This is a genomic window from Streptomyces sp. NPDC101166, from assembly GCF_044768125.1.
Taxonomy (GTDB): Bacteria; Actinomycetota; Actinomycetes; order Streptomycetales; family Streptomycetaceae; genus Streptomyces.
In genome coordinates this window covers 1-290 of sequence record NZ_JBIWPF010000277.1, presented here as the reverse complement: position 1 = coordinate 290, position 290 = coordinate 1, and the positions used below count along the sequence as shown (strand labels likewise).

The 290-nt window shown below is 62.4% G+C and carries 1 protein-coding gene; it reads left to right on the top strand.

Going from position 1 to position 290, the window contains the following annotated elements; all coding sequences use genetic code 11:
* Window positions 1-290: class I tRNA ligase family protein (locus tag ACIRS4_RS38370; RefSeq protein ID WP_404204930.1), on the top strand; the 290-nt coding region annotated here is incomplete at both ends.

Here is a 290-nt window from a genome sequence, read left to right as displayed (position 1 = left end):
TCATGTACGTGTGGGTGGACGCGCTCACCAACTACCTCACCGGCGCGGGCTACCCCGACACCTCCTCGGCCTCGTTCCAGAAGTACTGGCCCGCGGATCTGCACATCATCGGCAAGGACATCTCGCGGTTCCACACCGTGTACTGGCCCGCGTTCCTGATGAGCGCCGGAATCGCACTGCCGAAGCGGGTTTTCGTGCACGGCTTCGTCAACTACAAGGGCGAGAAGATGTCCAAGTCGGTCGGCAATGTGGTCGACCCGATGGAGCTGGTCGACACCTTCGGCCTGGAC